This window comes from Bacillus sp. NPDC057893 (assembly GCF_042796455.1).
GTDB lineage: Bacteria > Bacillota > Bacilli > Bacillales > Bacillaceae_G > Bacillus_A.
The window spans coordinates 1-8879 of sequence record NZ_JBHVNG010000024.1 but is presented as its reverse complement, the minus strand read 5'-3'; the positions used below and the strand labels follow the sequence as shown (position 1 = coordinate 8879).

The window sequence follows — 8879 nt, the reverse complement described above, 5'->3', positions numbered from 1 at the left end:
CAGATTTTTTTAACATAATAGTTTTTCTTTTCGCTGTTACATAAGCATTGAAAAGAAACCTATAAAGTATAGGAAATCGGAGGTGAATAATATGGGAAAAAAAGATTTATTTGATTTAGATTTCCAAATCAAACAAAGTAATAGTGCCGTTGAACCTCGAATTACAAGTGCCAAATATTGTACGCCTGGAACTTGTTGGGCTAGTTGTAAAGGAGATGCCACTTTACATTCCAATTGTTGTCTATCACTTATGAAATGCTAATGGCTAATAAATTTTATATAAAAAATAGGAGGTAATGAATATGGGGAAAAAAGATTTATTCGATCTAGATCTTCAAGTCAAACAAAATAACAGTGCGGTTGAACCTCGAATTACGAGTGTTGCGGCTTGTACACCTGGAACTTGTTGGGCTAGCTGTAAAGGACAAGCTACATTAAAATCTAATTGTTGTGTTGGTACATTTGTCTGCTCTCTAGGTGGCGGATGCTAATATCTTAGGTTACAGAAGGAGTATAATTCTCCTTCTGTACTAATTTATATTAATATTTAAAAATAGGGAGGTCAGTCATTAGCATGACAGTTAAAGAAAAATTAAAAAAAAATACACTCTTACATACTTTTGATCCACTTAGCTTTTTTATGGTACGTTCCCCTCTTTTACCAATGGATTTTTACAACAAAGTTTTCGATTCTTCTAAAGAAGAATCTTTATCCTTAGAGGAGACAATTTCTCGGATAAAAAAACTAGCAAAGGATCCATTCGTACAAGAAGCAATTTTTGTTTCAAGTAACTCGTTATATGCATCAATGATTGACTGGGAAAATATAGATGACGAAAAACGTAGTAATCAAATTTTACAATCATTAAACAAATATCTAATTCGAATGTCAACAAGACCAACACCTTTCGGCTTATTTTCGGGTGTAACATATGGAACACTAGATACAAATACCTCCCTTACATTTGGCATTCCATGTTCCCATAAAAAAAGAGCGCGTCCAGATATGGCTTGGATACTATCTTTAATTCATAAATTAGAAACAGATCCTTCCGTATTGAAACAATTAAAAGTTCACACAAATTCTATTATTGGGGATGCAGGTGGACGTTTAAATATCCCTTATAATTCGCAGTGCGGTCAACAAGATATGAATCACCCCGTAAATGTTGAGAGTAGTTCAATCCGTAAAACACCTGTAACAGATATTGTGTTAGAACTTGCACAAGAAAAGATTAGTGTTAATGATATTGTTACAGTTCTCAAAGCTGAATTTACTGAAACACCTGAAGATAAAATACATATGATGCTCTTACAACTAGTGGAAAAAGAATATTTATTAACTGAACTTCGTCCACCCCTAATGATTTCTTCACCTTTCAATTATTTATTAGACAAGCTGGCACGTATTCAAGGAATCGAAGAATTGAAAGAAAACTTATATGAAATAAAACAGCTCATTGAACTTTATAATGAACAACAATTAGGAAAAGGACTAGAGACGGTCAAAGAAATTCATTATAAAATGAAACAACTAACAAATGCAAAGAATCCTTTACAAGTAGATGTGAAATTAATAAATAATCCAATTACTTTAAACAATAAAGTTGGAGAAGAAGCGGCAAGAGTTGCTGAAATATTATGGAAACTATCCCCGGATTCCCTAGGTCTTCAAAATATAGAAGAATATCGAAATGAATTTATTGAAAAATATGGACCATATCGTGAGGTGCCTATTTTAGAATTATTAGATGAAGATCAAGGGTTAGGAGCACCAGCACTATATAACTATCCAAAAAGCCGGAGAAAACCGACACAAAATGATGACATGACCAAATTTAAACGTGAGAATTACCTACTTTCACAATTATTAGAAGTTAGTAAATCAAATTCAATAGAAATTTGTTTGGATGATAAAGATATTAAAAAACTGCAACCCACTGAACCTAAATTAGAAACGTTACCTAACTCTTTAGAACTATATGGGAACATTATCGCTGAGAGTTCAGAAGAAATCGATAATGGTAATTTTCAATTCGTTCTTGGAATTAATCCTGGTTCAGACGGAGCTGGAAAAACTTTTGGAAGATTTATAGATATTTTAGAAGATGAAACATTCATGAAAAAATTCCAAGAGATATACATACCAGAACGAAAAGATGAGGATGTTATATATGCTGAACTTGTTTATCTACCAGCTGCAGGGCGAGCGGCAAATGTTACATTGTCTCATAATATTCGTGACTACGAAATTGTGATTGGGACAAATTCATCTAAAGATGCTGCGTATACTCTTTCTGTATCAGACATACTTGTAGGAGCAACATTTGACAAGTTTTATTTGAAATCCAGATCACTTGGTAAACAAATTATTATTACATTGAGTCATATGTTAAATATTCAATCATCTCCAAACATATATCGCTTTCTTGCAGAGATAGGATCAGAAGGAGTTCGACAGTGGACGCCATTTATGTGGTATTCCTTTGAATCTGCACCATTTTTACCGCGTGTCCGAGTTGGAAAATCTATCATCTCTTTAGCTAAATGGAATATAAATAATAAAACATTAAACTTAAAAGAAAATGTAGATTTTGAAACATGGAAAACAGGATTTTATAAGTGGGCGAAAACATGGAATATGCCAAGATGGGTCTATCAAACCATTGCTGACAACCGAATTCTTCTTGATATTTATAACCCACTTCACTTAGAACAATTATATTTGGAAATAAATAATTTAAAAGCAAATGAGCTTATTTCTTTATTAGAGAAAGAAACAAATACATTAACGGGCTGGGCAAAGGATATAGAAGGCTCTACATATAATATTGAATGTGTATTTCCATTAATGAAAAATCAATCTTTACAAGCTAAAACTACATTACCTTTAAAATCAAATTTGCCACCTATTCAAACAAACAGTGATATTGTTAAAAAATTTCCAGGAAGTGAATGGTTGTATGTAAAATTGTATGGAAATACTTCGAGGGAAGAAGAATTAATTTGTTGGCAGATTAAAAACTTTTGTACAGAATTAGAACAAAAGCAGATTATAGAAAAATATTTCTTTATGCGTTATGCAGATCCTGATCAACATATTCGTTTAAGATTCTATGGTGATCCTAATCAATTATCTAGAACATTACTCCCAGCTTTAAGACAATGGTTCCTCTCTCTGCAAGAAGAAGGTATTTTACAAAACATCGATATCTCTACATACGAAAGGGAAGTAGAGCGCTATGGTGGACCTGAACTTATCGATATGGCAGAATCTCTTTTTCACTATGACAGTAAATGTGTCAGTGACTTACTTTTCCTTACTCGTGTAGAAGGTACAAAATTAGAATTAGATGAAATTGCAACAGTTAGCGTTATTCATTACTTAGAATGTTTTGGTCTTTCATTTAAAGACCAACTAGATTGGTTCAATCGAATGGTATCCTATAAAGATTATGTGAAAGAATTTAGAGAAAACCGAAATACATTCATGCAAATTGGAAACAGTAATGAACAATGGTTAAAATTTCGAGGTTTTGAGAATGGACCTGAAATTTTAACCATATTAGAGCAACGTCGGGAGTCTGTTTATTCCTTTATAGAAATGATGAAACATGTCGATCAGAAACAAAGTTTGTATAATAATGTAGAAGATATATTAGGAAGTATTATCCATCTTCATTTAAATCGTTTACTCGGTATTGATCGTCAAAGAGAAGCAAAAATCATGGCCTTTGTACGCCATACGCTTCATAACTTACGATATTTGAAGGAGGGTATGAAGTGAATTGGAATACGAATTTAACATTTAAGGAAGTCCTTACTTCGTTTAGATATTGGCCAAGAGTGTTTCAATTACTATGGAGTATTGATAAAAAAGCCTTAATTATTATCATGGTTTTTACTGTAATAGGAGGGCTTTTTCCAGCCCTCCTATTATTAGCTAATCAATTTCTGATTAATAGCATCGCTCTTGGATGGGAACAAGACTTTGATATTGTTATTAAAGGATTAGCTCTTTTAGTTAGTCTATATGTATTTCAACTCATTACGGGTCAAATCAAACAATATGTAGAGGAAATTTATAAATTACGACTCTCTTATTCTATTAACGTGCTCTTAATGAGAAAATCTGTAAATTTATCATTAGAAGACTTTGAAAACGACACAATTTATGATCAATTACAAAGAGCACAGAGTGAAGCAAACCATCGGCCATATCAAATTTTTGAACAAATTTTATCAATAATTAGCAGTGCTATTATATTTATATCTACTGCAATGATTTTAATTGCATGGAAATGGTGGGTTGTTCCTTGTTTACTCATTATCCCTATATTATCAGCTGTTTCCTTCTTAAAATTAGGGAAAAAAGAATTTGACATTGAATGGGATAGAGCACCTTTATGGAGAAAGTTATGGTATTTGAACTACCTTCTTACTAAGGATATTACAATTAAAGAAGTAAAGCTATATAACCTTGGTTCTCACATCATTACTCAATACAAAGGTATATATCATGACTTCTTAAAAGTAGATAAAGGCATCGCCAAAAGGCGATTAATTTTATCTTTTACATTCCAATTTATTAATCAATTTGTTATAGCTGCTTTAATCCTACTAATTTTAATAGCTGCTTTTACGAAGGAAATTATGATTGGAACTATGGTCAGTTATATCCAAGCTTTATCATCTACACAAAATGCATCACAATCCTTGTTGCATCAAATATTTTCCATGTATGAGAATAACCTATATATTGAACAATTATTCTCATATCTGGATGTAGAAGAAAAAGATCAAAATAATGATGAGAATGCAATTAAACTGGATTCTATTCACTCAATTGAGTTTAAAAATGTTTCATTTAAATATCCTGGAAGCGAAAGCTATGCTTTAAAAGATGTATCCTTCTCTCTTAAACAAAACGATATCGTCGCAATTGTCGGGAAAAATGGATCTGGAAAATCTACATTAGTCAAATTACTCACACGTTTATATAAAAATTATACTGGCGAAATTCTTATTAATGATAAATCAATTGATTCTTATTCTGTACAAAGTATTCGTGACCAGATCGGTGTTGTTTTTCAGGATTTTGTAAAATACGAATTAACGGCTCGCGAAAACATTGGATTTGGTAACCTGAACTATATTAAAGATGATAAATCACTTTATGATGCGACCCTACAATCTGGAGCATACAATCTAATTTATTCCCTTCCAAATAAATTAGATACACAATTAGGAAAGTGGTTTTCAGAAGGTCACCAACTTTCAGGAGGTCAATGGCAGAAGATGGCCATTTCTAGAGCTATTATAAAAAATTCGGGAATGTATATTCTTGATGAACCAAGTTCAGCCTTAGACCCTCAGGCCGAACAAGAAGTTTTCGAGAAATTCCACAATCTCACAAACGAGAAAATTGGAATTTATATTTCACATCGCTTTTCTACAGTCAAACACTCAACAAAAATTTTAGTGTTTGATGAAGGAAGAATTATTGAAAGCGGTACACATGAAAACCTTTTAAAATATAACGGTGTATATTCTGAATTATATAACTTACAAGCTTCCGCTTACCTTAATGAGGAAGCAATTCAAATATCCTAAGGGGGATTATCAGTTGATAGATAAAAATGTTATACCACAATCACATATAGATATGAAAACAGACATGTTAGAAATCATATTAAACGTCGCTAAACAGTTGTCTATTCCGTCTACTGTAAAAGAAATATCTAGTTCTCAGGAAAATGTAATAGATATTAATGGAGCTAAACTAATACCTTGGAGTGATACATCTTTATCACATGGATATCCTGGATTATGTATTTTATTTGGTGAACTAGATCATATGTTTCCGGAAAATGGTTGGGATGTCATTGGACATTCTTTTATGATGGAGATTCAAAAATCAATTGAAGAATATGGAATTCATTCGACGTCTACCTTTAGTGGGCTAGCTGGGATCGGATTTGCTGCACGTTCTCTTTCAAGAAATGGAAGTAGATACCAAAAGTTTATTAATTCAATTAATCATTTATTAATTGAACATACAAAAATACGATTAGAGCAAATTAGAAATACCCCCAATCTTGGTACTATAATGAGTGATTATGATGTAATAGAAGGATTATCTGGTGTAGGTAGGTACTTATTGCTATATAAGGACAACCTTGAAGCGAAAGACGTATTACAAGATATTTTACAATATATGATTGATATAACAAAAGATATTACAGTTAATGATCAACAGGTACCTGGCTGGTTTGTTGGAAGCAAAAATTTATTTTTAGAAACGGAACAAATGGCGAATCCAATCGGAAATTTTAATTGTGGATTATCACATGGAATACCAGGGCCTATGGCACTTTTAGCTGTTTCGTTAATTGAAGGCGTAGAAATTGCAGGACAAAAAGAAGCAATAGCTAAAGTCGGCGATTGGTTAATTCACAACATAATCGAATCCGAAAATGGATTTTACTTCCCTAGTACTATTACTTGGGAAGAACAAATAAAAGGAACCGTAACACCTTCCGTAAGCCGTGATGCCTGGTGCTACGGATCACCAGGAGTATCTCGTTCTCTCTATTTAGCTGGTAAAGCATTAAAAAACGATTCTTTTATAAAAATTGCAGAATATAGCTTACAATCTGTATTTGAACGTCCTACTGAACAATGGGGACTACACTCACCAACCTTCTGCCATGGATTTAGTGGATTGTTGCATATTACAAATTTAACAAATACTTCTCTACAATCTAAAACATTAAATGTTCATACACGTGAACTGGTAAGTAACATCTTAAGTCTTTACAATAAAGAGCTTCCTTTCGGATTTCAAGATTTAGAACCAAGCGATTTAGGAATGAAATCTATGAACAAAGCTGGATTCTTAGATGGGACTACCACGATTTTATTGACGTTACTAGCCCATTATAATAATAAAAATTATACAGAATGGGATATTTTATTTTTACTAAATTAATATTTAATACTTTACTGGGGGATAAAATATAGCCATTAATCCCCTACTTTCTTATCTTGTTATTGTAAAAAAATTAAAATATATAGATTGTATATTTTAAAGGAGTGATCTATCTATGAAAAAAATAATTATTTCTTTCATTTTAGTTTTATCCATAGCTGGAAGTTTACCTAATTTACTTCATAATACATATGCAGAAGATTCAAACCGAAATTATTATACGATTCTTTTAAAAAATGAACACAATACCGAGAATTTTATTAAAAACCTCAAATCATATGGTGAACAATTGCATATCACATACACAATCCCAGAAATCGGAATTGTACAGATTGCTGGTGAACAAAAACAAATGGAACAAATACAGATGGATCCGTCAGTAGAGGAAATTACACCTTCTGGAAGTAGTGTAATTCCCCAACAAATTTCAGTGGATACACCCAAAGCACTATTAGCTCCCAATTCTCCTTCAATATGGGACTTACAATGGGATGTCAAAGAAGTAACGAATGATGGGAAAAGTTATGAAAAATTTCAAGGTACTCATAATGTCACTGTTGGAATTGTAGATTCAGGTATAGATACTACTCATCCTGATTTGAAAGAGAGCGTAGTATCTGGTTCTAAAAACCTTGTACCTAAAGGTGGATTTAGAGGTGAGGAACAGGATGAAACCGGTGATATAAACTACTTAGAAGATAAACGTGGACATGGTACACATACAGCAGGGCTTATTGCTGCTAATGGATTAATGAAAGGTGTTGCACCAGGTGTAGGAATACGTTCATATAGGATTTTTGGGGGATCCTCTGCTGATCCTGCTTGGATTGCTAAAGCCATTGTTGAAGCCTCTAAAGATGATGTAGATGTAATCAATTTAAGTTTAGGCTCTTATCTAATCAATGGTACAATCTATTTTAAAGATGGTACCATAAAAAAAGAAAGCACGGATATTAAAGCATATAAAAAAGCGATTCAATATGCACGGAAAATGGGAAGTGTTGTTGTTGCGGCAGCTGGAAATGATGGTCTTGATGTAACCAATAAAAATGATATGAATAATTTTCTAAAAGAACAATTTGCAAAAGATGATATTACTTATAAGGGAATAGGGTTGGATACACCAGCTAGCTTACCGGACGTGATCACGGTAACATCAACGGGCCCAACACATGAATTATCTTCATTTTCAAATTATGGAAAAAATTTTGTTGATATAACTGCACCAGGTGGCGACTTACGACTATTTAATAAATATGGCATAGATATATGGATGAAAGATGGCTACTACCAACAAGAGCAGGTCATTAGTACAAGTCCGAACGGAGGGTATTTTTATGGAGCAGGAACTTCAACTGCTACGCCCAAAGTATCAGGTGCTTTGGCTCTAATTATTGATAAATACAAATTTAAAAATTCCCCGCAAAAATCTACACGCTTCTTATATAAATTTGGTGTAGAAAAAAGCGATTTACAAACACCCAATTTTTTCGGAAAAGGACAGTTAAATATTTACAATATGCTTAGTGAATAATGGGGTACAGACACATCGCTATCAAGTTAAGAAAAGTAATCATCCCAAAACGAAAAAAAGAGCTGGCTTCTCAAAGTAACTAACTGTGGAGAAAGAAAATTTTCATTTTGGGGGAACTTCAAAATCTTAGCTTGATGGTCATGTGGTGCGACCCCATATTTTAAACAAGTTGAAAAATACTTTTTAAAAAAGTAAGCTATTTCATAAAAGCTTTACAAAACAAAAAGGAATCCATAACGGATTCCTTTTTCTAATCGCTTCAAAAGGTACACCTTTTGAAGTATATTAAAACCTACTTGATTCAGTACTTCTAAAGGTCAAAAAAGATACTTTTGAAGCACTAAATAATTAACG

General features: G+C 32.6%; 6 protein-coding genes. All 6 read left to right on the top strand.

Annotated features, from left to right (window positions below):
- The first annotated feature begins 91 nt into the window (after nucleotides 1-91).
- The gene (locus tag ACFVQC_RS29665) at nucleotides 92-262 is read left to right on the top strand and encodes a gallidermin/nisin family lantibiotic (protein ID WP_377900109.1); all 171 of its coding nucleotides are present in this window, start codon (nucleotides 92-94) and stop codon (nucleotides 260-262) included.
- A 34-nt stretch (nucleotides 263-296) separates the two neighbouring features.
- Nucleotides 297-491, top strand: a complete 195-nt coding sequence (locus tag ACFVQC_RS29660; RefSeq protein WP_377900108.1) for a gallidermin/nisin family lantibiotic — start codon at nucleotides 297-299, stop codon at nucleotides 489-491.
- 83 nt (nucleotides 492-574) lie between these two features.
- Nucleotides 575-3787: a lantibiotic dehydratase gene (locus tag ACFVQC_RS29655; protein ID WP_377900107.1), complete on the top strand. Its 3213-nt coding sequence runs from the start codon at nucleotides 575-577 to the stop codon at nucleotides 3785-3787.
- The gene (locus ACFVQC_RS29650; RefSeq protein ID WP_377900105.1) at nucleotides 3784-5613 is read left to right on the top strand and encodes an ABC transporter ATP-binding protein; all 1830 of its coding nucleotides are present in this window, start codon (nucleotides 3784-3786) and stop codon (nucleotides 5611-5613) included. Before ACFVQC_RS29655 ends, ACFVQC_RS29650 begins: the two co-directional genes overlap by 4 nt.
- A 13-nt stretch (nucleotides 5614-5626) precedes the next feature.
- Nucleotides 5627-6991: a lanthionine synthetase C family protein gene (locus tag ACFVQC_RS29645; protein ID WP_377900104.1), complete on the top strand. Its 1365-nt coding sequence runs from the start codon at nucleotides 5627-5629 to the stop codon at nucleotides 6989-6991.
- Nucleotides 6992-7106: 115 nt separating this feature from the next.
- Nucleotides 7107-8525, top strand: coding sequence for a S8 family peptidase (locus ACFVQC_RS29640; protein WP_377900101.1), 1419 nt, complete (start codon nucleotides 7107-7109; stop codon nucleotides 8523-8525).
- Nucleotides 8526-8879 lie beyond the last annotated feature (354 nt).